This is a genomic window from Bradyrhizobium sp. DOA1, from assembly GCF_001593325.1.
GTDB lineage: Bacteria > Pseudomonadota > Alphaproteobacteria > Rhizobiales > Xanthobacteraceae > Bradyrhizobium.
Genome location: NZ_JXJM01000001.1, coordinates 4135023 through 4161461, shown reverse-complemented (window position 1 = coordinate 4161461; position 26439 = coordinate 4135023). Strand labels below are relative to the sequence as shown.

General features: G+C 66.0%; 11 protein-coding genes and 1 riboswitch. Of the genes, 6 read left to right on the top strand and 5 right to left on the bottom strand.

What is annotated here, in order from left to right:
• Window positions 1-25 precede the first annotated feature (25 nt).
• Both SE91_RS19630 and SE91_RS19625 read left to right on the top strand, forming a co-directional pair.
• Entirely contained in the window at window positions 26-16708 is a 16683-nt protein-coding gene (locus tag SE91_RS19630; protein WP_061848757.1) for a leukotoxin LktA family filamentous adhesin, read from the top strand.
• Between the two features lie 11 nt (window positions 16709-16719).
• Window positions 16720-18405, top strand: coding sequence for a ShlB/FhaC/HecB family hemolysin secretion/activation protein (locus SE91_RS19625; protein WP_061851212.1), 1686 nt, complete (start codon window positions 16720-16722; stop codon window positions 18403-18405).
• 217 nt (window positions 18406-18622) lie between these two features.
• On the opposite strand, the gene bluB is transcribed toward SE91_RS19625, so the two are convergent.
• The 3 genes from bluB to cobU are packed head-to-tail and all read right to left on the bottom strand — an operon-like array spanning window position 18623 to window position 20537.
• Entirely contained in the window at window positions 18623-19255 is a 633-nt protein-coding gene (bluB, locus tag SE91_RS19620; RefSeq protein WP_061848756.1) for a 5,6-dimethylbenzimidazole synthase, read from the bottom strand.
• Window positions 19255-20037: an adenosylcobinamide-GDP ribazoletransferase gene (cobS, locus tag SE91_RS19615; protein WP_061848755.1), complete on the bottom strand. Its 783-nt coding sequence runs from the start codon at window positions 20035-20037 to the stop codon at window positions 19255-19257. The genes bluB and cobS overlap by 1 nt, the downstream gene beginning before the upstream one ends.
• On the bottom strand, window positions 20034-20537 hold the full coding sequence (cobU, locus tag SE91_RS19610; RefSeq protein ID WP_061848754.1) for a bifunctional adenosylcobinamide kinase/adenosylcobinamide-phosphate guanylyltransferase: 504 nt from the start codon (window positions 20535-20537) through the stop codon (window positions 20034-20036). Before cobU ends, cobS begins: the two co-directional genes overlap by 4 nt.
• A 122-nt stretch (window positions 20538-20659) precedes the next feature.
• Between cobU and cbiB the strand changes: the two genes are divergently transcribed.
• Both cbiB and cobD read left to right on the top strand, forming a co-directional pair.
• A complete protein-coding gene (gene cbiB / locus SE91_RS19605; protein WP_061848753.1) occupies window positions 20660-21601 on the top strand; it encodes an adenosylcobinamide-phosphate synthase CbiB in 942 nt (313 codons plus the stop codon).
• A gap of 11 nt (window positions 21602-21612) precedes the next feature.
• Complete coding sequence (cobD, locus tag SE91_RS19600) at window positions 21613-22578, top strand: threonine-phosphate decarboxylase CobD (RefSeq protein ID WP_061848752.1); 966 nt, start codon at window positions 21613-21615, stop codon at window positions 22576-22578.
• On the opposite strand, the gene SE91_RS19595 is transcribed toward cobD, so the two are convergent.
• Together SE91_RS19595 and cobO are read right to left on the bottom strand one after the other, a co-directional pair.
• The gene (locus SE91_RS19595; protein ID WP_061848751.1) at window positions 22567-24015 is read right to left on the bottom strand and encodes a cobyric acid synthase; all 1449 of its coding nucleotides are present in this window, start codon (window positions 24013-24015) and stop codon (window positions 22567-22569) included. The two genes, cobD and SE91_RS19595, sit on opposite strands and share 12 nt — an antisense overlap.
• Before the next feature lie 12 nt (window positions 24016-24027).
• On the bottom strand, window positions 24028-24663 hold the full coding sequence (cobO, locus tag SE91_RS19590) for a cob(I)yrinic acid a,c-diamide adenosyltransferase (protein WP_061848750.1): 636 nt from the start codon (window positions 24661-24663) through the stop codon (window positions 24028-24030).
• A gap of 40 nt (window positions 24664-24703) precedes the next feature.
• Window positions 24704-24925, top strand: a riboswitch (cobalamin riboswitch).
• Window positions 24926-25019: 94 nt separating this feature from the next.
• On the opposite strand from cobO, the gene SE91_RS19585 reads away from it, so the two are divergent.
• Together SE91_RS19585 and cobW are read left to right on the top strand one after the other, a co-directional pair.
• The gene (locus tag SE91_RS19585) at window positions 25020-25394 is read left to right on the top strand and encodes a DUF1636 family protein (protein ID WP_061851211.1); all 375 of its coding nucleotides are present in this window, start codon (window positions 25020-25022) and stop codon (window positions 25392-25394) included.
• On the top strand, window positions 25391-26425 hold the full coding sequence (cobW, locus tag SE91_RS19580) for a cobalamin biosynthesis protein CobW (protein WP_061848749.1): 1035 nt from the start codon (window positions 25391-25393) through the stop codon (window positions 26423-26425). The genes SE91_RS19585 and cobW overlap by 4 nt, the downstream gene beginning before the upstream one ends.
• The last annotated feature ends 14 nt before the right edge of the window (window positions 26426-26439 follow it).

Below are 26439 nucleotides of genomic sequence, written 5' to 3'. Positions count from 1 at the left end.
TCAATGCCGATGAAGAGGATCTGAAATGCGCGGACCATCTGCGACGCGAGACACTGACGGACGGGGCCTGCGCGGACTTGCGCATTTCCGTTCGATGTCGCTGCTCTGCGCGATGCAGATGGTCTTCCTCCCGGTGTACAGCGTCCGCGTTCAGGCGCAGACGCCGAACGTCATCATTCCCGACGGCCGCACCGGGACCTCCTTGCAGACCTCCGGCAGCGTGACCAACGTCACGACGTCGACGGTCTCCGGCAACAATGCCTTCAACTCGTTCTCGCAGTTCAGCGTCGGGCAGGGCAACACCGTCAATCTGCAGCTGCCGACCGGCACGCAGAACCTCGTCAACATCGTTCGCGACGCGCCGGTCTACGTCAACGGCACGCTGAACTCCTACATGAACGGCGCGATCGGCGGTAACGTCTATTTCGCCGATCCCAAGGGCTTCGTGGTCGGCCGCAGCGGCGTGGTCAATGTCGGCAGCCTCAACATCTCGACGCCGACGCGCGAGTTCACCGACAGCCTGATCGGCGCGGGCGGGCAGATCAACCAGTCGGCCGTCGGCAACCTCATGGCGGGCTCGTTCCCGGTCTCGCCCGACGGCAACATCCGCATCTATGGACGCGTCAACGCCCAGGACGGCGTGCGCCTGACCGGGCAGAACGTCTATGTCGGCGGCGCCAGCCAGCGCGACATCGCCAATCTCGACCACGCCGCGAAGTTCGCGGCATCCGTCAATTCCAAGGGCCTGTGCAGTGCCAGCGCCATCACCGTGCGCAACGGCTCGATCCATATTGGCGCGGTCAACAATGCTAGGGTCAACGGGCGCCTGACGGCGCAGAGCAAGAGTGCGACGCCGAGCAACATCACCGTTCAGGCCGGCAACAACATCGATATCGGCAAGAATGCCAAGCTGAGCATCGCCAGCACGGTCGGCAACACGGGCGAAATCCGCCTTAAGGCGGCGCAGAACCTCACCGTGGCGGGCGGCGCCAAGTTCGACGCCAGCGCGAAGACTGGCAATGCCGGCCTCGTCGATTTCAGCGCGAACGGCGTCATCGATGTCGGCCGCGGCGTTGCCGTCAACGTGGCCGCGCCGAACGGCAAGGCCGGCACGCTGCTATTCGATCCGATCGAGCTGGTCGTCGGCGACGCCAGCCAGGGCGACACCGGCGTGACGCTGTCGAACAGCTCGATCGCGAATGCGCTGGCCGGACTCAGCGCCGGTGCCGACTACCTCATCCAGGCGGACAATTCGATCACGCTCGCTGCGCACGCGGTGATCGACGCCCGCCGCCTCGACGGCTCCGGCCATTCGACCGGCAACGCCAACAACGTCATCATCGACGCGCCGAACATCGAGATCAAGAACGGCGCGCAGATCCTGGCCCAGTCGGTCAATTTCGGCGGAACGAACTACACCGACGGCAATGTGACGCTGCGGGCCACGGCGAGCGACATCAAGCTGTCCGGGCAGGCCACGGCGGCGACTGCGATCACGGTCGACGGCAAGATCACCGGCGGCACCGTCTCGATCACCGCGACCTCGACCGCGGTATCGAGTTTCCTCGACGGTTCGCCGGTCGGCGCCTTGGCGCTCGTCGGTTCGACGCTGGCCGGCTCGCTGCTGGGCCTCAACGGCGGCTATGTCGCGGCCAGCGCCACCGCATCCATCAACATCAACAGCCATGCCGACATCAACGGCCGCGGCGATGTCACCATTTCCGCCCATGCTTCGGAGACCGCCTCGGATCCGGCGATCGCGTCGACCTTGCTCGGCAGCCTCACGCCGGTCGCGGCCGGCGTGGTCGTTGGCAAGATCGACGGCATCGCCACGACCAACGTGGCCTCGGGCGCGACGATCAATGCCGGCCGCAACCTCGAGATCAAGGCGCTCAATGACGCCACCATCGCCGTCTCTGCGCTCGCGGCATCGACGAGCGCGCAGATCGTGCCGACGGTGGCTTATTCCAAGGGTTCGGTGACCACGATCGCGAACGTCGAGAGCGGCGCGCATATCGCAGCCGGCACGGTGAACACGAGCGGTAGCACGTTGAAGGTGCGCGCGATCAACAACAATTCGTTCTCGACCAGCGCGACGTCGGTTGCGGCACCCGGATTGGGCGCGAGCGGCGGCGTCGGCGGTGCGTTCGCTATCAGCGACATCACGACGTCCGTGACCGCGACGCTCGGCGCATCGCTCGGAACCAGTACGTCCAGCCGGATGAATGCGTCCGTCCTGGTGGAGGCGACGTCCGACACGACGAGCAATTCCACGATGGCTTCGTCGATCGCCGGCCTGCCGGCCCTGATCGCGGCGATCGAGAGAGGGCTGCGCGCCGTCACCGCGCCGACGTCGATCATCCAGGACCACATGTCCTCGCTGGTGCCGCTGAACTTCAATTTCAAGGCCGCGGCCGCGCTTTCCCTCGCCAACAGCTCGCAGAGCGCGACCGCTGCAATCGCTCAGAACCCGAGCGGCGGCGCGCCCAGCATCTATGCCAGCGGCAACGTCGCCGTCGCCAGCAACGTCATCGATCGCGGCGTGCGCAGCAATGCGACCTCCAGCGCGATCACCAAGGACGTGGTCTCCGGCGAGAGCACGGCGATCAGCGCGGCCGTGGCCTGGGGCAATTTCACCCACAATTCGAACGCCTATGTCGGTAGCGGCACGCTGATCAACGCGGCGAACATCGCCGTCGATGCCACCACGGAATTGCCGATCACCAACACCTGGCTGAAATGGGACGGGCTCGGTGCGGTGCTGAGCCACCTCAACGGCAGTCTCGGCGTCGGCGGCAACATCCTGACCAGCTACGCCAATGCCACGGCGGACGCCGGCGACACGATCGGCATCTCCGGTTCACTGAACCATTTCGTCGTGAACAACAACACGACGGCGTGGGTCGCGGGCGGCGCGAGCCTGACGGCGACATGCACGACCGCGGCCTGCGGCAGCAGCTGGTCGGCCGGCATGGACAATGGCGATCTCCACACCTACAACGCCAGCATCCAGATCGCGGCGACCACGACCACGGCGTCGATCGACGCTGCCGGCAATGTCGGCACGCTCGGCTTCCTAACCGGCAACACGTCGGGTGGCTCTTCGGTCGGCGGCGCGCTCAATCTCGTCCAATTCAACACCAACACCATTGCCGGCGTTTCGGATCGCGCGACGGTGCGTGCGGCGGACGACATCGCCGTCAACGCGATCACGTCCGACCAGTTCGTCGCCGTGGCGCCGTCGTCCGGCAAGGCCGCGGGCGCGCTGGCGCTGAACGGCATCACCTCGCTCGGATTCCTGAACAATACGACGCATGCGTCGATCTCGAGCCAGGCCACCGTCTATGCCCCGACCGTCGGCATCCTGGCGCAGCAGGATCTGTCGGTCGTGACGCTTGCCGGCGCGATGAGCCGCAACACGAGCGGAGGTTCGGCGGTTGGATTGGCGGTTGCCTATCTGGGAGCCAATACCGACACCTCCGCCTATATTGGCGATAACCATTCCGACATTCGCCCAGGCCCGTTCAGCGTTAACGATCCGTTTGCAGGCAACAGCGGCGGGAGCGGCGCGGTCAATGTCGACAATCTCACGATCAGCGCGACCACCTCAGGGCGCATCACCGCGGCTGCCGTCGCGGCATCGATCTCGGAGCCGGCGGCCTCCAGCTTCTCCGACAAGGCGGGCGCTGCGGGTGCCGGCGCGACCGGAGGAACCAGCGGCGTGACGACGGCCGCGAGCAAGATCGGCTCGACGTCGGGATCGAGCACCGACGGCTTCAGCATCGATCTGGCCGGAAGTTCGTCGGTGAGCGACGTCTCGCTCGGCACCAGCGCCTATATCAGGAACACGACGGTCAACAAGTACACCACGGCCACCGCTGTCACGACCAACACAATCGTCCAGGCGCTCAACGACACCATGCTCAACAATGGGTCCGGCTCCGCGGCGCTCAATCTGGCCGGAGCGTCCGCTCAGGGCGCTGCGATCGGCGGCGCCATCGCGGCGGCGATGTCCAACAATGCGACGCTCGCCTATATCTACGGCACCACGGTGAACAACCAGAGTTCGGTGACGGTGCAGGCGCTCAATGGCGGCTCGGAGACCGTCGTCGCCATCGGCGTGGCGGGATCGAAAGCCAACGCGGCGGCGCTGTCGGCCTCCGTCGGCATCATCACGGACAGTGCCAACGCCTATATCGAGAGCTCGACGATCACGGGCCAGTCCTCAGGCGTCAACCGCGCGCTCGAGGTCGATGCCTACCAGACCACGAACGTCGCGATCGGCGGCGGCTCGCTTTACATCTCAGGCGGGCAGGCCGGTGTCGGCATCGGGCTGACCTATGCCTCGATCGGCGATCCCACCGGCGGAAACGCGACCGACGCGCATATCCGCAGCAGCTCGATCTCGAACTATGACACGCTGCTGGTGATGGCCGACACCGCCAGTGTGATTGCGGCCGGTGCGGCCTCGGGCGGGGCGGGGTCCAACGGACTCGCCGGCGCGATCGTCGTCAGCGAGATCACGCCGACCACGACCGCATATATCAACAGCGGCGCGACGGTGAACATCAATGTCGCCCGCGTGACGGTGCTGGCGGACAGCGGCGCCGTGTCGGCGCTGGATACGGCGCTCGGCAACCTCGTCAAGAAGTCGAACAACAATCTTCTCGCCTCGGACACCTGCACCGTCGCCGGCGGCACCGGCGGGCAGAACTGCATCGACTTCAGCGCGGCGGCGCTCAACGACGGGGCGGGCAACGGTCCGGGCGCCAGCATCGTCTCCGTTGCGGGACTGATCCAGGCCGGCAAGAACAATGTCGGCGCCTCGATCGTCTACAACACCATCGCGACCACGCATTCGGCCTATATCGCCAACGTCCTGATGTCGGCGGGCAGCAACGGCAATGTCAGCGTGAGCGCGGTCGATTCCTCGAAGATCCAGGCGGTCACGATCGGCTTTGGTCTTGCGACGGGACAGTTCACGGGCGTCGGCGGCACCACGATCAGCAGCATCTCCAACACGGTTTCGGCGGCCATCGGCAACAACCTGTCCAGCACGACGCAGTCGACCGTCACGGCTAAAAACATCTCGGTCACCGCGACCGACAACTCCAGCATCACCGGTTCCGCGGCGGTCGCGGGTGCCTCGACGCAGGGTAGCGCCGCGGGCCTGGCCCTGGTCAACAGCAGCATCGCCAACAATGTCAGCGCCGGCGTCACCGGCTCCAAGCTGACGGCCTCGGGCAACGTTGCCGTTGCTGCAAACTCGAACGCCAGCATCTCGACGGTCGCCGTCGGCGTCGCGATGTCCTCGCAGGTGGGACTTGCGGGCTCGGTCGCCACCAATTTGATGGGAACCAACGTAACCGCCAGCATCACCGCCGCCGGCACCAATGGCATCAACGGCGCCGACGTCACCGCCACCAACAATGTCGCCGTGATCGCGGGCAACAACGACAAGGCGGGCGTGTTCGCCGGTGCGGTGTCGATCAGCAAGGGCGCGGCCGGCGGCGCGGGCTCGCTGGTGACCAACCAGATCACCGGGACCACGGCGGCCTATATCAGCGGGGCGAACACGAAGGTCGATGCGCTCGGCACCAGCTCGACCGATACGCTGTCGGTGAACAACGGCACGCTCGTCCATGCCTTCGACCTCGGCACGACCCATGCACCGACCGACACGGCACCCGATCTCACCGAGAACCAGGACACCGTGCGCGGCCTTGCCGTCGTCGCAAGCTCGCACCAGGCGGTCGTGACCAACGTTGCCTCGCTCGCGGCGAGCAGCGGTATTGCCATCATGATCAACCCGATCACCAATGTGATGAGCGGGACGACGAGAGCGTATATCGACAGCGCGGCCATCGACACGCGCCTGACCTCGTCGACGCTGGCGCCGCAGATCGTGGTCGCCGCATCGAGCTTCTCCTATTCTGGCGCGTTCGGCGCAGGCATCGTCCCGCCCACCGGCACCGGTGGCGGCGGCGCCACGGTCATCAGCACGACGATGTCGCGGAGCACTTTCGCTTACATCACCAATTCCACAGTCGGCGGCGTGCAGTCGTCGAGCCCGACGGTCGGTGCCGTCACCGTGAAGGCCAATGCGGAGCAGGATGCGTCGTCGATCGCCGTCGGGTTCAACACCGGCTCGGTCGGGTTGAACGTGTTCCTGGCGACGACGCAAGCCTATGTCGACGGCGGCGCGCTCACGGCCTCGTCACTGACGGTGAATGCCAACAACAATACCGGCATCTTCTCCGCGAACGGCTCGGGGGCCTATGGCAGCCAGGCCGCGATCGGCGCGGCCTTCCTGGTCCAGGTCTCCTCGAACCGGACCCTGGCCTATGTCGGCGACGAATTCGCCTATCACGGCGGCACGACACCACATACGACCGCGCTCAACCTGAGCGGTGCGCTGGACGTCCAGGCCAAGACCAAGAACCGCTTCGAAGCCTATGCGATCGGCGGCGCGCTCTCGACGGGAACGGCGGCGATCGCGGGCATGGCGAATATCGAAATCGCCAGCAACACCACCATCGCCGGCGTCTACGACACCACGCTGCAATCGGTGACGGGCGGTGCCGCCGGCGCGGTTACCATCAATGCCAACGAGGACGTGGCGATCAAGGAGATCGCCGGCGCGCTCGCGGTCGGCGCCAGCGGCGCCGGTGTCGGCGTCGGTGCCGCCGCCAACATCATCTCGTTCAAGAGCCAGACCATCGCGGAAAGCCGCAACAGCAACCTGAATTCGTCCGGCGCGATCAACGTCAATGCGCTCAGCACCAAGGAAGTGCTGTCCTATGCGGTGACCGCCGGAATCGGCGGCAGCGTCGGCATCGGTGCGACCGTCGGCGTCATCATCATCGGCACCAACACCGCCGATCCCGATACGCAGGGGCAGCAGACCGGCCAGCTCAATCAGGGCGGCAACGGAACGATCGCAGCGGTGAACGCGCGGACCAACACCGCGCAAGGCAGCAATGCGGTCGCGAGCGGGACGGCTGGCAATCCGAACAGTGCCAACGTGACGTCGACCTACAACGTCAGCAGCGTGCTCACGGGCGGCGATGACGGCGTCACCGCGCAGATCGCCGGCGGCAATGTCACGGGCACGCAAGTCAATGTCGGCGCCACCAGCGCAAACGCGGCCAAGATGTACCTGCTCGGCGCCGGCTTTGCCAAGAATGTCGGCATCGGCGCGGGCATCGGCTACACCAGCGTCAACAGCAGCGTGCTGGCCAATCTGAGCGCGATCGTGTCCGCGCCCTCCGTGACCGTCGCGGCGGTCGTCAAGGATGCCAACACCGGACCCTACGCCGGCAAGACCATCGACACCGAAGCGATCGCGGGCGGCGCGGCGCTTTACTTCGGAGCGCAGGCTGCCGTGGCGTTCGGCAATGTCACCAACACCGTGACGGCCCAGCTCGGCGGCCAGGTCACCGGCACGGGAGGCACCGGCGTCGCCGTCATGGCGCAGGATTCCTCGACCCAAGTCGTTTTCACGGGCGGCGTCACCGCCGGTGCCGCGGCGGTCGGCGCCTCGGTCGCAACGGCCGGACGGTCGAGCTCGGTCGCGGCGAAGGTCCTGGACGACGCCACCGTCAATACCTCGACGCTGGCGGTGGGCGCAGCTGGAGCCGGCAAGTTGTCGACGACTGCAACGGCGCTGGGCGGAGGCATCCTCGCCGGCGTCGGCGCGGATGCGGAGGCGCACGAGAATTCGAGCGTGGCCGCCGAGATCGGCACGGGTTCCTCGATCACGACGTCCGCGACCGGTGTTGGCACGCTGGTGACGGCATCGATCACGCCCAATCTGTCGAGCGAGGCGATCGGCGTCTCGGTGGGTGGTGGTGCGGTCGGCGTCGCCATCGCACAGTCGACGGTCGGAGCGACCGTCACAGCCGATGTCGGCGACAACGCCATCTTCTCGGGCGGCGCGCTGGGCGTGACCGCGATGGCGCTCGTCCCCATCATCGGTACGCAGACCAACACCGACGGAACCACGACGACGATCTATGGCACGACGACCTATGCCAAGGCGCTCGCCGGTGGCGGCGGCTCGCTGATCGGCGCGCAGGGCAGCTACGCGAAGGCTTCCCAGAACGCGACCGTCAGCGCATATGGCGGCACGGGGATCGAGCTTCCGAACGCCGATGTGCTCATCGCGGCTCAGAACGACAGCGCTCAATACGCCGAGGCGACCGGCCTTTCGACCGGCTTCCTGGCCCTGGGCGCGACCGTCGCGCAGACGTCCTCGAACGCGCACACCTACGCCTATCTCGGCGCGCCCGCGGACATGGATACCCTGAACCACGAGAACTACACCGGCATCCTTCAGATCACCGCCACGGGCAAGGATACCAACGTCTCCAACGCGACGGTCGGTGCGGGCGGCACCTATGCCGGCGCCGCGGCCGTCGCCACGACCAGTTCGACCGCGGTCACCAATGCGCGGTTCGACGGCGGTACCAGCGACGACACGCTCTATTTCGGCGGCCTGAGCGTCAAAGCCACGCACGCCACCAACTATGCCGCCAGCGGCGACGCCTACCAGGCGTCCACGGCCGGCGTCTCCGCGGGCAAGGCGCAGAATGACGTCACCTCGACCACCACCGCCGAGATCGGAACGCATCTGATCATCAACACGGATGGCGGCGATATCGTCGTCATCTCCAACGACATCGTCAATCAGGCGGGCGGCGGCGCGCGTTCGGGCTCCGGTGGCTCGTTCTCAGGCGCGGCTGCGCTGAGCGACTCCACTGTCACCCAGACCGTCACCACCAATATCGGCGCCGGGACGATCCTGAGCCTCAACGGCGACCCCCGCACGTCGATCGGCGTGATCGACATCGAGGCCTACAACACGCTGAATACCAGGGACACGGCGAGCCTCGCCACCGCCAGCTTCTTCGCCGGCGGCGGCGCCGAATCCAACATGACGGCGAACGCCACGCTGGCGGTCAACATCAATGCCCGCGAGCTGTTCAGCGTCGGCAAGATCTTCATCGGCACGGCTGCGAAGATGGCGGCGTCCAACAACGCCAATGCCAGTCTCTACGGCGCGATCGCCGGCGTCGGTGCCAGCACCAACACCTGGGTCCATGCCAACCAGGACGTCAATGTCGGCAGCGGCACGACGATCCAGGCCTGGCGCGACATCAACATCTTTGCCGGCATGTCGGGCGACACCATCACTTTCAGCAGCATCCAGGCGACGGCGACGACGGTGGTCTACAACAACACCGCGATTCCGATCTCGACCCTCTACCGCGGCACGGCCAATGCAGGCGGCGACAGCAGCCTGACGCTGGCCGACGGCTCGCGCGTGCTCGGCGTGCGCGACATCTATCTGGGCGCGACGCAGGGGCAGGTGACCGCGACCGGCAATGGCAGCAATTACAATCCGTATCTGGACATCTTCAGCGCCAAGAACAGCGACAATCACAGCCACACCAGCGGTACCGGCGATGTCGCGCTCAACGGCCTGGTGGTGGCCGGCATCAACAACGACGTGCTCATCACGATCGATCTCGGTGCAAGCGCGCCGACCCTGAGCACGACGAGCCCGTATTCGTCGCTGTCATCCACGCTCGAATACGTCGCCGACGTCGATCACTTCAGCCCGGCGAAGAGCTGGAACCACCAGACGGTCCAGTACACCATCGTCGGCGGCTTCAATCCCTATCAGAACATCGTGAACCAGCTCGGCACGCTGACCGGCCTGACCGATGCGCAGATCCGGACCGCGCTCGCGGCGTCGACGTCCACACATCCCGCCACGATGACGCCGTCCGGGGCCGATCCGACCGGGGATATCCAGCGCCAGATCAACGCGTTGATCCAGCAGGCGCCATATACCTCTGATGCCGGCGGCAATGCCTTCGCTTTCGGCGACATGCTCGTGTCCGCAGGCAACGTTTCTATCCTGGCGCAGAGGCTGACCGGAAACAGTCTCGCCGGTCACTCGGCGCCAGCGGTCATCGCGCGCGGCTCGGCGATGATCAAGGTCGAGAACCGCGGCCTCGACTTCATGGACTTTGCGAACCTCACGGTCACCAACGTGACCGGCGGCAACATCACCTATCGCCAGATCGACCATGTCGACCCGGATTCGCATTCCAACGTGACCTTCACTGCCATGCCGAGCGCGACGCCGATCATCGACATCTCGGCGACCTACAACCGCGTCGATCCCAGCACCGGGCTCGGCGTCGACGACAACGGTAACCAGCTGACCCGCAAGCCCGACATCTACTTCGACGGCCTCGTCACCAACGAGAACGGCCTGCTCAAGATCACCAGCCAGCTCGGCAGCGTCGTGGCGTCGCAGTCGCTCAATGCCGCGACCATCCAGATGGTGGCGCCCAACGGCTCGTTCATCTTCCTCGGCGGTATCGGCAGCTTCTACAACTCCAACCACGACGTCACCGCGCAATGGGCCGGTGTCCAGTACAAGCCGGCCGCCAACGACACCCTGACAGCGGTGATGGCGGCGGCGACCTTCCTCGGCGCCTATGGCGCGTACGAGTACAGTCCGCATATCGGCGCAGGCGGCAATCACCCGTATTTCTATTACTGCTGCGTCGACGGCAACACCGGCGTTCAGCAAACGGCCGCCAACAGCACGGTCTTCACCGCGCGCATGCTGATGACCTATTACGATGGCCTGTCGCTCTATTCGGCGATCTTCCTGCCGATGGGCAACGGCACGCCCAATGGAGGCGGCGGCAGCGTCGGCAGCCCCGCGACGCTTGCAGCAATGGAAGGACCGACGGTCCAGCCGATCGTCACCGCGCCCTGGGAACGGGACACCTATGCCGGCCAGGGCGTCTTCAGCAACACGACTTACGATTACACCACGACCTCTACGGATGCCCAGGGCAACACCGTCACCACCAACCACACGGCCAAGTTCTTCTCGCCGTTCCATTGCTCGGGTTGCTCGGCCTATTTCCAGGTCGTCAATATCCAGAACGACGTGATCACGCCGAGAACTGCGAACACCAACGCGATCACGAACTGGGCCTCGACCACGCCCTCGGGATACCAGAACCCGGCGAACGCGCCCTTCATCCTCGGCCAAGCGATCATCATCTCGGCGGGCGTCATCAACGTCAACGGCCTGATCCAGAGCGGCACGAGCAGCAATTACTCGGTCGACATCGGCAGCGGCGCGTTGTCCGCCATCAACGACCTCAAGAGCAACAGCGCGGCCTTTGCCCAGGCCCAGGCCAACGCGCGGAACGGCAGCTATTACGACATCACGGCAGCTGCCGCGCCGCTGGTCGCCAGCGATATCAAGATCGGCGTGCGGTACAACGCGCTCACCGACCAGATCCTCGTGAACGGCGTGGTGCAGGGCTCCGGCGGCTACGTCTATCTGAACGGCAAGATCATCTCGACGTCGACCGACGGCACCTCCCAGGGCACGATCGCGGTCAAGGGCGGTGCGGGCACGATCACGGTCAACAACTCGACGGGGCTCCAGCTCGTCACCAACACCATCAACACCGGCGTCAGCGCGCCCAGCGTGATCCAGATCGTCGATCAGCTTCAGCAGCAGACGACGTGGTACGTCTACAATCCGTCCGCGTCGGGTGGACAGCAGGTGTCGACGTACAGGACGGCCGGCGTCAATGCGAGCGCTTACACCGGTGCGATGTTGACCGGCATGAGCGGAACGGCGGGCATCCAGTACGCCGTCAAGCCCAACATGTACTATCAGTGGGTCGACACGGCGACGCTCGATCGTCCGGTGACCAGCACGCAGTTCGACTATGGCTGGCACTACACGCCGAATGCGGCGACCGGAGAGAACTGGACCCGCACCATCAGCCTGGTCGAGAACGTGATGCAGGCCACGGGCGGGGGCGGCAACACCGGGCAATTGCAGACCGCCAATTTCCAGGAAGTGATCACGGCGACCGGCAGCTATCATGGCGGCGGCTACAACACGACCGCTGACAAGTGCTGCGGTGCGGATACCCAATTCAATTGGTATCAGCAGATCTACGATCACCTGACCCTGACGCTGACCAACACAGTCAAGGCGTCGAACCCGATCAACATCCAGTTCAGCGGCGGCGGTGCGAGCACGGTCAATGTCAGCTCGAACTCCGGAATCGTCGTCAACGGCCCGATCAACAACCTCTCGGGTGATACGACGGTCATCGCCACCGGCGCCAATTCGGCCATCACATCAGGCGCGAGCGCCAACAACCCGATGATCTCGGGCAAGAACGTCACGCTGCAGGCCGATGGCGGCATCGGTTCGCTCGGCGCGAACGGCGTTCCCGTCCAGGTGCAGGTCTACGGCGGCAATCTGACCGCCCGCTCAATCGATCGCGACATCGCGATCGCGGCCGTCGGCTCGCTCTCGATCAACCAGGTCGCCGTCAATTCGGGTGTCTCCGGCCGCGCGCCGCAGGGCAGCGTCTTCATCTCGGCGACCGGCGACATCAACTCGGCGGCCGCCTACAACGTCGCCACGCCGGTCGTGATCGGCAAGAATGTCGAGATCAACTCCAGCGCCGGCGCGATCGGCGCGACCAGCGCCGTCGTCAACGGCGCCTCCACCCTGACCAACATCAATCCTCTGGTGATCCAGGCGACCGGCACCACGCAGACCAACGGCACCGTCGACGGCGGCGTGCTCGACAGCGCTTCGGCCACCGGCACCTACATCGTCCAGTCCAAGGGCGACCTGCGCCTCGGCACGATCCAGTCGACCGGCGGCCCGGTCTTCCTGGAAGCCGCCGGATCCGACGGCAACCAGGCCAGCATCCTCAACGGCCGGGCGGCGGTCGGTCTCACCCCGGCGCAGAGCCAGCATCTCCAGGATGTCTGGACGAGCCTCGACCTGCTGAGCGGCAATGCCGCCACCAACGCCGTCAACAGCTACCAGTCGATGGTGACGTCTGCCTATAACGACTACTTCCAGCTCAAGAACATTGCGTTCCCGAACGGCAGCACCTACGCTCCGACCTCGGTGGGGCAGACGGTGCTGCGGGCGCAGGTCGCGGCCAAGCTCGGCATCGATCCCGCCAACGTCACCGCGACGCAGATGAAGACCGAGGCCACGACGCGGTTCCTGCGGGATCAGTTCCTGCTCGGCCAGATCACCACCGACCAGCTCAAGAGCTCGCTGACGACCTTGCTTGGCAGCGCGCCCACAGATCCGCTGGGGACGCTGTTCGGCAGCTCGCTGTCGTCGACCCTGTTCACCAAGCTGTTCGACGGTGTCTCGACGGCCAATCAGCGCCTGCCGAGCAACGCGGCGCTGCAGACCGCGCTCAATGCCTACAATGCGAGTTACAGTTACACGCTCGCGTCGACCGAGCGGGTCTACGGCATCATCACCGCGGGCTCGCAGTGGACGCAGAGCCAGCTCGCCTACACGGTGTCGTCGTCGGCCGTCGGCGCGGCTCCACCGCCGATCGACGACAACGTCGTCGCCAATGTCAGCGCCAATCAGATCATGCTCTACGCGCCGCGCGGCTCGGTCGGCAATTCGGCCGCGCCCCAGACCTTCACCTTCACCAGCGTCGATTCCTCCTCGCTGACGCCGGAGCAGAGAGGCTTGCTGGCGACGGCCGGTCCCGGCCAGCTCACCGTCGGAGCAGTGACCGACCCGACCACCCATGTCACGACCTATACGGTTAGCCTGTCGCAGCAGAACCTGGTCGTCGTCGACAACCCGATCGCGATCTCGGCCAAGGCGCTGACCAACATTTATCTCGGCAGCAAGAACAGCCTCGCGCTCGGTGGCGTCACCGCGAATTACGGCCCGATCACGGCCGCTCAGGCCAACGGCATCCAGGTGACCGGCCGCGGCGACGTCAAGCTCGACGCCGTGACGAGCGTCTTCGCCAATGCGAGCGGGGCCGTGATTTCGGGTGACATCAGCAACCTGACCCTGATTGCCGAGCGCGGCAATGTCGGCTCCAGTTCGAACGCGCTCCAGATCGCGTTCGCCGATCCCGGCAACGACCAGCTCGACCAGGTCTCGTCGGCGCAGGGCATCTATGTGAAGCAGACCACCGGCGATCTCATTCTCGGCAACATCTCCGCCGGCAATGCGATCCAGCTCGCCGCGACCGGCAGCATCTACGCCGAAGCCGGCTTCACGGACCGCAGCGCGATCCACATCCTGGGCACCGACCTCGATCTGCGGGCCGGCGGCCACATCGGCTTCAACGGCTCGACTTTCCAGCCGCTGCAGGTGAACATCTCGGGCACCGTGACCGGCTCGGCCGTCGGCGACCTCAGCCTTCTCGCCGTCACCGGCGACCTCGTGGTCGGCAGCAGCGGTCCCAACGGAACGCTGACCGCCGGCGGCGCTCTGACGCTGAACGTTTCGCGCGGCGCGCTCACCGTCAATGCCGACATCACCAGCGTCGGCCTGATGCAGCTGCTCGCCAACCGCGGCATGACCTTTGCGGCCGGCACCAGCGCGGCGCCGGTGGTCGCGACCAGCAGCTCCGGTGGCGTCACGCTGGTCGCCGCGACGCTGTCGATGGGTGCCTATTCGGCCATCAATGCCGCCGGACTGATCTCGGTGACCACGACGGGTGATGCGACCATCGGCCAGCTGAACTCGGCACTGTCCTACGCGGCTGCCTCTAACGCGCCCTCGGTCATCGTGACCGCCGGCGGCGTCGCCTCGCTGGGCGCGATCGTCGACAATGGCGACGGCCAGACCAAGTTCGTGGCGTCCGGCGCGGGCGCCGAAGTGTCGCTGAGCGCATCGAACGGCATCGGCAATGCCACGAGCCGGTTCGTCCTCAGCGCCGCGCGGTTATCGGCCAGCGCGAGCGCCGGCGACATCTACGTCAAGGTTCTCACCGACACCGAGGCGAGCCTGTTGTCGGCAGCGAGGGGCAGCGTGGACATCATCGGCACGAGCGGCCTGACGCTCGACCAGGTGGTGGCGGGCACGGCAACGGGCGCGAGCGGCAGGTTCAGCGCCGTCGCGAACAACGGCAGCATCGTCATCGGCACCGCCGAGAGCAGCGGCTCGCAGACGGTCCATGCGACCCAGAACGTGACGTTCAAATCGCTCGCGACCACCGGCAATGCCGGCGATACGGGCAACATCAACGTCACCGCGGACAACGGCTTCATCCTGGCGCAGACGGTGACGTCGGGCGGCGTGACCACGCTGGGCTCGCTTTCCGCCCACGGCTCGGCGACGCTGCTGGCGGCCACGACCATCAGCGGCAACACACTCGCGGCCACGACCGGCTCAGGTCTGTTGACGGCGACCGGCCCGATCAACTGGAACACGCTCAATGTCGGCACGACGCTGGGCGCGACGGCGAGCCAGGGCGGCATCACCTTCCAGACCGCGCAGAGCGGGGGCACGCAGACCATTCACGCCCGCGACAACGTCATCTTCAACGCGCTCACGGCAACCGGCATCAATGGCGATGCCGGCAACATCAACGTCACCGCCGACAACGGCTTCATCCTGGCGCAGACGGTGACCTCAGGCGGCGTGCCGACGCTGGGCTCGGTCTCGGCCCATGGTTCGGCGCGGCTGGTCGCGGCGGGCACCAACACCGGTCGCAGCCTCACGACCTTGAGCGGCAACGCAGTTCTCAGCGGAACGATCGTTCACTGGGACAATCTCAACGTGGGCGGCCCGCTCGACGTCACCGCGACGGCCGGAGCGATCACCGTTGGCACCGCCATTAGCGGCGGCACGCAGACCCTGCACGCCGTGAACGACATCGTCTTCAGTCAGCTCACGACCACAGGCATCCAGGGCGATTTCGGCGACATCGACCTGCGCTCCACTACGGGTGCGATCCGCGGCGGATCGATCTCCGCCAACGGCGACACGCATTTCGTCTCGGCGGGCCCGGTCTCGCTCGACAGGATCAGGGGCAACACTATCAAGCTGACCTCGCCGGGTGACCTGACCATCGGCTGGGTCAGCGTCGTGAAGGAGCTCGACCTCGCGGCTGATACGATCAACGTCAAGGGCGAGCAGATCCGATCGACGCCGCAGATCCCGCTGATCATGAACATCACTGGTTATAATGGTGGCGTCGCGAAATCCGCCAATGTCTCGATCGACCCTGAGCACATCATCATCAACCAGTTCAGGGCAGTGGATGCGACCTTCTGGACCGATGCGCCCGCCGTCTCCATCATCAACGGCTACATTCCGGGCCAGCTGATGCTGACCACCGCGAACGCGCAGGTGCTGCTCAACAACCGCTCGCCGGCGCCGTCCAATTGGCCTGCGCTCCAGCTCTACCAGCCGGGCGGCGTGTTCACGATGAGCCAGACCGGCAATGCCAATGTCAGCAACGCCTATGTGGTGTTCTACACCGGCAACATCTCGGCGACCGTGACCAATTACGGTTCGACCCACACCTGCTGCTACGACTTCACCGGGGCCAGCATGGTGCGCAACATCTCGGTCGACGGCGAGGGCACCGAGAGCATCGAGACCTGGCTCGCGAAGAAGGACGGCGGAACGTTCTATCTGCTCGGCCTCTCCGGCCAGGCGCGGTTAGATGCGCTGCTGACGCCGCGTCCGGTCGAGACCGTCGGCGCCGGCCCCGCCGTCAACATCGAGGGGCTCAGCGACATGCGCAAGCTGCGCCAGAAAGGACAGCGTGCGGGACGTCCCGGCTGGAAGGATGCGGCGATCGAAACAGCGAAGCCGGCAATCGGTCGCCTGGCAGAGGCATGGTGACGGGCTTGGGCATGCGGATTCTGCGGGCAGCATTGGCGGTCGGGCTGGCAGCGTCCTGCATCGTCTCCGCGCGCGCCCAGTCGATCAACCCCGGCGTGATCCAGAACGACATCGATCGCCAGCGCCGGCAGCTCGAGCAGCAGAGCGCGCCGCCCAAGCTCACGGGTCCGGCGGTGATCGGCGGCGAGCGGGAAAAATCCCAGCTCCTGAAGCCGGGCGGGCCGAAATTCCGCCTGCGCAAGGTCACCTTCGACGAGTCCAAGTTCATCACGCCCGCGGAGCTGGACGAGATCGCGAGGAAATATGTCGGCAAGGATGTCGACATCGCCGCGCTGTTGCAGCTCGTCGCCGACATCAACGCCGTCTACGCCGCGCGCGGGATCGTCACGGGCATCGCGACGCTGCCGGATCAGGACGCCAAGGGCGGCATCGTCCGCGTCAAGCTCACTGAAGGCCGACTCCAGAAGACGACCGTCGAGGGCAACAAGCAAACCCGCACCGACTACATCCTCGATCGCGTGAAGGAGCCCGAAGGCGAGGTCCTGGACGTTCCCAAGCTCAATCGCGACGTGATTTGGTTCAACCGCACCAACGACGTGCAGATCAAGGCGCTGCTCCAGCCCGGCACGAGCTTCGGCCTTACCGACCTGCAGTTCGCTGTGATCGAGCCGCCGGTCGACACCTGGCAGCTCTTCGTCGACAACCAGGGCGTGGAGAACACCGGCCGCTGGCAAGGCGGCACCTTCTACAAGCGTCACGGCCTGTTCGGCGTCGACGACCGCCTGACCTTCTACGGCGTCCGCTCCGACGGCAATCTCAACGGCAACGCAGCCTACAGTATTCCGGTCAATCCCTGGGGCGGGCGCGTTGGCGTCAGCTACACCGAAGGCAAGATCAAGATCATTCAGGGGCCGTTCGTCGCGCTCGACGTCACCGGACGCTCGAGCCAGGCCTCAGTCAATTTCAGTCAGCCGGTCTGGGTGACGCAGGACTGGCTGGTGCTGGTCAACGCCGCCCTGACCGAGGGCAAGACGGTGAGCCGCTTCGCCACGGTCGCCGTCACCGACGATCACTATGACAGGTCCACCGCCGGCGTCTCCGTGACCAAGTCCGGCAACGCCTATTCGATCACGGTTTCGCCCGCCGTGAACTACATCGAATGGCAGGATCACGTGCTGGGCGGCAACCGCACGTTCAATACCTATACCGGCTCGTTGCTCGCAACCAGCGCCGCGGGCCCGGCGAATTTCAGCGCTAATGTGCTGGCAAGTTGGCAGTACACCCAGGAGAAGCTGCTGCCCGGCAGCCAGATCTTCTCGATCGGCGGCCCCACCACCGTGCGCGGCTATCCCTCCAACTCGGCGTCCGGCGACAGCGGCTATTATTTCAACGCCGAGCTGCACTACAATTGGTCGCAATGGCTGAGGGGTTTCGACACCTACGTCTTCACGGATTGGGGCGCGGTGTACTCGACATTCCCCGGGGTCACCGAGCTTGCCTCCGTCGGCGTCGGCTTCTCCTGGACCTACATGCCGGGCATGACCTTCGAGGCGAATTACGCGACGCCGCTGAAGATGGCGGTCTCGACCCAGAACCATTACGAGGCCTATGGCCGCATCATCTTCCGGCCCTTGCTGATGTTCCAGAAGGAAATCCCCGCGCCCGTGGCGGCGGTGGACGGCAGGAGCAAGTCGTAGCTGCGGGCCACGCCGCACACTCCGCGATCATTGCACGACAGTCTCGATCTCGTGCCCCGGACGCAGCGCAGCGCCTCTTCGGCGGTGCGCTGCAGAGCCGGGGCCCATGCAGCGGCAAGTGCCAGTCTCCTGGGTCCCGGCTCTGCGGAGCGTCACTGCGTGCCGCACCGCGTCCGGGACACGAACACCGTGGCTCGACGACGGATTGTGCGGAGCGCTACCGCCGCAGCGTGAACTCATCCGCGCTGCGCCGATGCTCCCATTTCGCCTGCTCCAGCTCGGGCCGGTCGCATTCGGCTTCGGGATAACCGATGCAGAGATAGGCGATGAACTTCCAGGATGGCGGCACGTCGAGGATGGCGTGAATGCGGTCCGGATTGAGGATCGATACCCAGCCGATGCCGATACCTTCCGCACGCGCGGCGAGCCACATCGCGGTGATCGCGGCGACCACCGAATATTCCGTCGTCTCCGGCATCGTGGCGCGGCCGAGGCCGTGGCCGATGTCGCTGGTCTTGTCCGCGAACACGGCGAGGTGGCCGGGGGCCTGCTCGAGGCCCGACAGCTTCAGCGTGGCATAGCGCGCCGCGCGTTCACCGGAATAGGCGCTCAACGCGTCGGCGTTGCACGTCTTGAAGTCCTCGATCACGGCGCCTCGGCGTGCCTCGTCCTCGACGACGACGAAGCGCCAGGGCTGGCTGAGGCCGACCGAGGGCGAGAGGCATGCGGTCTCGATCAGCCGATCGATGCTGCCGGCTGGCAACGAATCAGTTCGAAAGCGGCGCACGTCACGGCGCCACACGAACAGCTCGTGCAGATGCTGGCGGAAGATATCGTCAAACTCGACCATCATCGCCCCGACTGGAAGGAGGCGGCCACCAGCAGGATCAGGATCTCGCTGGTCTGCTCGAACGCACCGAGGATATCGCCGGTCTGTCCGCCGATCTGGCGGATGGCAAGCCGGGCCAGCAGAAGGCCGGCGAGCGATAGCACGATCAGGCCGGCCAGCGCCTTGCCCGGCCCGAGCGTGAGCGCGAGAACGAGCGTCCCGACGGCGAAGGCAATCGCGACGCTGCGGCCCGGCGGCGCTCCGGCGCTCGCCGATAATCCATCTGGTCGCGCCGGCGGCACCAGCGACATGAAGGCCGGCACGCCCGCACGTGCAGCGGTGTGCGCGGCGCACAGCGCCAGCATCACGGCCCAGGGATTGGCGATGGCCCCGAGCGCGCTCCAGCGCAGGCCGAACGACAGGATCAGCGCGCAGACGCCGTAGGTGCCGATCCGGCTGTCGCGCATGATCTCGAGCTTGCGCTCGCGCGTGCGCCCGCCACCGAGCCCGTCGGCGGTGTCGGCAAGCCCGTCCTCGTGCAATGCGCCGGTGATGAGGGCAGTGGTCGCGAGTGCGAGCAGGGCGGCAAGGTTCGGCGTCAGCCCGACACGGATGGCGACCATGTAGACGAAAGCGCCGGCGAGGCCGACCAGGAGTCCTGCAACCGAAAGCGCCCATGTCGCGCGCGCGATCGCGCCGTCGCCGGCGGGCTTCGACGATGCCACGGGAAGGATCGTGACGAACGATGCCGCCATCCTGAGATCGGCGACGATGTCCTTGAGCAGCTCGGCGCGCGGCATCATTTCAGTTTCATCGGCAAGCCGGCAACGACGAACTCGACCTCGTTAGCAGCGGCCGCGATGGTCTGGTTCATGATGCCGGCGGCGTCGCGAAAGCTGCGTGCCAGCGCGTTGTCAGGCACGATACCGAGGCCGACCTCGTTGGTGACGAGAACAACCGGGCTGTTGAGCTGGGGCAGGGCGTCCGCAAGCTGCTTGACGTCGCTCTCCCAGTCGCGCTCCGCATGCATGAGGTTGGAGAGCCACAGCGTCAGGCAATCCACCAGCCTTGCACCGCCGCCATCGGTTGCGACCAGCGCGGGCACGAGATCGAGCGGCACCTCGCGCTCGATCCAGTCGGTTCCACGACGCGCGCGATGCTTCGCGATGCGTTCATCCATCTCAGTATCGAGCGCCTCCGCCGTCGCGAGATAGACGGGCCGGCCGGGAAAGCCCTTCGCGCGTGCTTCCGCACGCGTGCTCTTGCCCGATCGCGCTCCGCCGGTGATCAAGATGACGGCCATCAAAGTCTCCTGTCGGCCAGCACTAATCACCAAACGGGGCCAAAGACAAAGCCGAAATCAGGCGGCCAGGGGCTTGCGCTCAGCCCTCGCTTTGCGCAACAGGGGCGGGACAGGAGGCAGGTGTGGGCTTTGCGGGCGCGATGGTGGTTGCGATGGCGGTGGATGCCCTTCTGGGCTGGCCGGGCGCGCTGTTCGCGCGGATCGGCCATCCCGTGACCTGGCTGGGCCGGCTCATTGCTGCGATCGACACCGCCTGGAATCGAGCATCCGATCCGCCATGGCTTCGCCGCGCCGCGGGTATTGCCGGAGCGCTCGTGGTGATCGCGGTCTCCGTCGCGCTCGGCTGGATGCTTCAGTCATGGCTTCCATGGAGCTGGATCCAGCTCGCGCTCGTCGGCATCCTGGCCTGGCCACTGGTGGCGCAGCGCTCGCTGCATGATCATGTCGCGGCCGTTGCGAGGCCGTTGAGCGCGGGCGACATCGCCGCAGCACGCGAGGCGGTCTCGCGCATCGTCGGGCGCGATCCCGCAACGCTCGATGAAGCCGGCATCGCGCGTGCAACGATCGAGAGCCTCGCCGAGAACGCATCCGACGGCATCGTGGCGCCGGTGTTCTGGGGCGCGCTGTTCGGCCTGCCTGGCATTTTCGGCTACAAGGCGATCAACACGCTGGACTCCATGATCGGCCATCGCAGCGAGCGCTACGAGGCGTTCGGCTGGGCCGCGGCGCGCATCGACGATGTCGCCAATTTCATTCCGGCGCGCCTGACCGGATTCTTGTTCGTGCTGCTGGCGCCGCGGCGATCCGAGGCGCTGTCCTGCATGACGCGCGATGCGCGACGTCATCGCTCGCCCAACGCCGGCTGGCCCGAAGCAGCCATGGCGGGCGCGCTTCGAGTGCGGCTCAGCGGCCCGCGCATCTATCACGGCAGCATCACCAACGAGCCCTGGCTCAACGAAGGCGCGCGCGATCCGCTTGCCGCCGACATCGGCGAGGGGCTGGCGGTGTATCGCCGCGCCATGCTGCTGCTCGCCGGCGTGCTTGCGATCCTGGCCTTCGCGTGAAACAACGGGGCATGCGCGAGCACGGTGGAAATCTCGATCTGGCCCAGCAGCGTTTTGGCGGGCGCGCGGAGGATTGGATTGATCTCTCGACGGGGATCAACCGGCTGCCTTACCCCCTGGGCGAGGTGAGTTCGCGCGCTTGGACTGCGCTGCCGTCGCGCGCCGAGATCGAGACATTGCATCAGGCGGCACGACACGCCTATCGCACGAACGCGCCGGTTGTTGCCATGGGCGGTGCACAGGCCGCCATTCAATCGCTGCCACAACTCGCGCCGCCCGGCCGCGCGCGCATCCTCGCGCCGACCTACAACGAATATGCCGGGGTGCTGTTGGCCGCGGGCTGGGACGTGCAGGAAGCCAGCGAGCCCGACGCACTGGCGGGCGCGGATCTTGCCATCATCGTCAATCCCAATAATCCCGATGGTCGGAGCTCTGCGCCACAAGATTTGCTCGCACTACTGCCGCGCGTCGGCCGTCTCGTCATCGACGAGAGCTTTGCGGACGCACTTCCGCAGCTGTCGCTCGCGCCGCAGGCGGATCGGCCGGGATTGCTGATCTTGCGCTCGTTCGGAAAATTTTACGGACTTGCCGGCTTGCGGCTGGGTTTTGCTATCGGCAACGCAGACGATATCGGCAAGCTCGCGGCGCTGTCGGGTCCATGGCCGGTCTCGGGCGCGGCGATCGCAATCGGCAGCCGCGCCTTGCGTGACGATGCCTGGGCCGAGGCCACGTCAGCGCGACTTGTTCGCGATTGTGGACGTCTCGATGAGATGGCGCGCGGGAAGGGCTGGACGCTCGTTGGTGGTGCGTCGCTATTTCGGCTGTACGAAACGCCCGACGCACTGGTCGCCCAGGAAAAGCTCGCGCGTGGCCAGATCTGGTCCCGCGTCTTCGCGCAGAACCCGCCATGGCTACGCCTCGGGCTTCCCGGCAGCGAAGTTGAATGGACGCGTCTTGCCGAAGTTCTAGCGCGCTAGCGCGAGCAGGCCGTCGACGTCGAGATGCTTCCCGATGTGATCGGCGAGGGCATCGAGCGCGCTCTCGACTCTTGCATGATAAGGCTGGTTTCCTGCGGGAATGTCGAGCTTGGCGAGATACGCCTTGCGGAATTCGTCGGACGTGAACAGGCCGTGCAGATAGCTGCCCTGCACACGGCCATCGCGCGAGATCGCGCCTTCCGGCTCATCATTCAGCTTCGCAAATGGCCGGGCGCGATCGGGCCCGTCGGTGCGGCCGATGTGGATTTCATAGGCTTCGATCGGCTGCTCTGTGGCGGCATGCACGGCTGCAACGCGTGTCAGCGTCTTCTGCGGATTCATCACCGTCTCGACATCCAACAGCCCGAGGCCGGGCGTGTCACCCGCGGGGCCCTCGATCCCGTCAGGATCAGAAACGCTGTGCCCCAGCATCTGATAGCCGCCACAGAGGCCGAGCACGTGGCCACCCCTGCGGTGATGCGCGAGGAGATCGATGTCCCAGCCCTGCGCGCGCAGGAAGGCGAGATCTCCGCGTGTGGATTTGGAGCCGGGGATGATGACGAGGCGGACGTCGCCCGGAATGGCTTCGCCCGGACGCACCATCACGAGATCGACGCCAGCTTCGAGCTTGAGCGGATCGAGATCGTCGAAATTGGCGATCCGCGATAGCGCGAGACAGGCGATCTTGCATTGGCCCGGCTTGCGCGCGTCGCTCAGGCCCAGCGCATCCTCGGCCGGCAGTTCGCCGGCGCGCGCGAACCAGGGCAACACGCCAAGCCCGCGCCAGGCGGTCGTCTGCTCGATCAACTTGTAGCCGTCGTCGAACAGCGTGGGATCGCCGCGGAACCTGTTGATGACGAAGCCCTGGATCATCGCGGCATCGTCGGGGTCGATCACCGTCTTGATGCCGACGAGCTGGGCGATGACGCCGCCGCGGTCGATGTCGCCGACCAGAACGACCGGCACGTCCGCCTTGCGCGCAAAGCCCATATTGGCGATGTCGGCCTTGCGCAAATTCACCTCGGCCGGGCTGCCGGCGCCTTCGACCAGCACGAGATCGGCGCGCGCCTTCAGGCGCTCAAAACTCTCCAGCACCGCGCCCATCAGTGACGGCTTCATCGCGGCGTAGTCGCGTGCGCGAGCGGTCGCGATGCGCTTTCCATGCACGATCACCTGCGCGCCGACATCGGTCTCGGGCTTCAGCAGCACCGGATTCATGTCGGTGTGCGGCTCGACGCCGGCGGCGAGCGCCTGCAGCGCCTGGGCGCGGCCGATCTCGCCGCCATCGACGGTGACGGCCGCGTTGTTCGACATGTTCTGCGGCTTGAACGGGAGCACGCGCAGGCCGCGCCGCGTGAAGGCGCGCGCAAGGCCCGCGACGATGAGCGATTTGCCCACGTCAGAGCCGGCCCCCTGGATCATCAATGCGCGCGCCATTGCGAGATCGTCTCAGAACTCGACGCCGGCCTGCGCCTTGATGCCGGAGCGGAAGGGATGCTTGACCAGCGTCATCTCCGTGACGAGGTCGGCGATCTCGATCAGCTCGTCCTTGGCGTTGCGCCCGGTGAGCACGACATGCGTCATCTCGGGCTTCTGCGTCGTCAGGAACTCGACCACCTCGGCGATGTCGAGGTAGTCGTAGCGCAGCGCGATGTTGATCTCGTCCAGCACGACCATGCGCAGGTTCGCATCGCGGATCAGCTCCTTGGCCTTCTCCCAGCCGGCGCGCGCGGCGGCGATGTCGCGAGCGCGGTCCTGTGTCTCCCAGGTGAAGCCTTCGCCCATCGCATGGAACTGGCAGAGGTCGCCGAAATGGCCGGTGAGCAGCCGACGCTCGCCGGTATCCCATGCGCCCTTGATGAACTGCACCACCGCGCAGGGAAAGCCATGGGCGACGCAGCGGACGATCATGCCGAAGGCCGAGGAGGACTTGCCCTTGCCGGCGCCGGTGTGGACAATGATGAGGCCTTTTTCGCCGCTCTTGGTCGCCATGATCTTGTCGCGGGCGGCCTTCTTCTTCGCCATTTTCTGGGCGTGGCGGGCGTCGGTTTCCTCGCCCGTTTGGGTCTCCGGTTCAGGCGTCATCGGTCCCGGTCCTTCGGCTTGACAAGTGGCGGCCGGCGGCAAATGGTGGGCCGGCGTTGGTTCCTGTCCTATGACAGGCGAAGAGGGAATGCGATAGGGTCCGAATCGGCAAGATTTGGGTCCAAAATGCAGCCGCCCCCGCGACCGTGACCGGAGAGATGCCCGAAGCCACTGACTCCCGAGAGGGAATCGGGAAGGCGGGGATCGAAGGGCAAAGCCCTGCTCCGCAAGCCGGGAGACCTGCCAGCGCGGACGATTTTGGACCGGCGGACGGGGTGTTCCGCGACGGGGAAACGGGCCTTTCGAATGCGGTCCGTGCGCCTCTTCGCCTCCCGCTGTTTATTCTGGAAGAGGCGATGACGGTTACACTTCACGTCTGCATTACCTGTCGCGCCGGCCAGACGCTCGGCGAGGGCGAGACCACGCCCGGCAAGCGCCTGCATGGCGCGATCCTTGACGCCGGCGTGCCCGACGGCGTCCATGTGGTTCCCGTCGAGTGCCTCTCGGCCTGCAGCCAGGGCTGCTCGGTCGCGCTGACCGCGCCTGGCCGTTGGTCCTATGTCTATGGCCGCTTGTCGGATGCAAATGCACGTGACGTGGTCGCCGGCGCTGCGGCCTATGCGGCCGCGCCCGACGGGCTCGTGCCCTGGCGCAGCCGGCCCGAAATCTTCCGCAAGCAATCGCTTGCCCGCATTCCCCCGATTCCCGCCGTGCCGGAGGCCGCCGAATGAACTCGCTCGCAAAAGTCCCGGTGACGGTGGTCACCGGTTTCCTCGGCTCCGGCAAGACGACGCTGATCCAGCATCTGCTCGCCAATCCCGGCGGCAAGAAGCTTGCAGTGCTCGTCAACGAGTTCGGCAGCGAGGGCGTCGATGGCGAGATCCTGAAATCCTGCGCGGACGCGAACTGCCCGGAAGAGAACATCGTCGAACTCGCCAATGGCTGCATCTGCTGCACCGTCGCCGACGATTTCATTCCGACCATGGAGCAGCTTTTGGCGCGGCCCGTGAAGCCCGATCACATCCTGATCGAGACGTCGGGCCTGGCACTGCCGAAGCCGCTTTTGAAGGCGTTCGACTGGCCGGAGATCCGTTCGCGCATCACGGTCGACGGCGTGATCGCGCTGGCCGATGCCGAAGCCGTCGCGGCCGGCCGTTTCGCGCCGGATCCGGCTGCGGTGGAAGCACAGCGCGCGGCGGACGAGAATCTCGATCACGAGACGCCGCTGTCGGAAGTGTTCGAGGACCAGATCGCCTGCGCCGACATCGTGCTGCTGACCAAGGCCGATCTTGCGGGCACGGCGGGAATCGAAGCGGCCAAGGCCGCGATCACCGCCGAGATGCCGCGCCCCGTGCCGATGCTGCCGGTCACTGACGGTGCAATCGATGCGCGCGTCATTCTCGGGCTCGGCGCTGCCGCGGAGAACGATCTCGCGGCGCGTCCATCGTATCATGACGGCGAGGAGGAGCACGAGCATGACGACTTCGCGTCCGTTGTGATCGACCTTCCGGAGGTCTCGGACATTGACGCGCTCGTGGCATCCGTCCAGAAGCTGGCGCGCGAGCAGAATGTGCTGCGCACCAAGGGCTATATCGCGGTTGCGGGCAAGCCTATGCGCCTGTTGCTGCAGGCGGTCGGCGAGCGCGTACGCCACCAGTTCGACAAGCCCTGGGGCGCGGGTGTCAGGCAGTCGAAACTCGTCGTGATCGGCGAGCACGGCGATATCGATGAAGCCGCGATCAAGGCGGGACTTGGTCTCTGATGCACGTCGTCTTC